This is a genomic window from Shewanella sp. SG44-6, assembly GCF_014164185.1.
Classification (GTDB): Bacteria; Pseudomonadota; Gammaproteobacteria; order Enterobacterales; family Shewanellaceae; genus Shewanella; species Shewanella vesiculosa.
Genome location: NZ_JACJER010000337.1, coordinates 1 through 381 on the forward strand (window position 1 = coordinate 1; position 381 = coordinate 381).

The following is a 381-nucleotide window of genomic DNA, read 5'->3' on the forward strand; positions in this document are numbered from 1 at the left end:
GGTCAGTAAACTCACGTCGGTAATCGGCTCATTACCAAGGTAATAATATTGGGCTAATGCAATGGCTGTTGTTTGATTAAGTGGCGATAAACGTTCCCCTGTCTGGGCATTTAGCATTAGCTGCTGAGTTGCTGTTTTGGTCGGAATGGCAAAGCGGTATACGTCTTGTTGCATCAGTTTACCGACGCGTATTTGCTCTGCCTTAGGGTTAGTTTGTAACAGTTTTGCCAATGAATACTGTAGCTTATCGGGGTTCATTTGAATGCATAAAACTGCAAGAACACTCCATAAATGGCTAATGCTTTTTCTCGGACTACAGTTCGTTATTTGGTCAGTGACAGGAACATATATGGTGTTTATGCATATTGACTATATTCATGG

General features: G+C 41.5%; 2 pseudogenes. One reads left to right on the plus strand and one right to left on the minus strand.

Features of this window, described 5'->3' with window-relative positions:
* Nucleotides 1-258: pseudogene (locus tag H5185_RS22495) on the minus strand (PepSY domain-containing protein); the annotation flags it as partial.
* A 4-nt stretch (nt 259-262) separates the two neighbouring features.
* Between H5185_RS22495 and H5185_RS23565 the strand changes: the two are divergent.
* Nucleotides 263-381 (plus strand): annotated as a pseudogene (locus H5185_RS23565) (PepSY domain-containing protein); the annotation flags it as partial.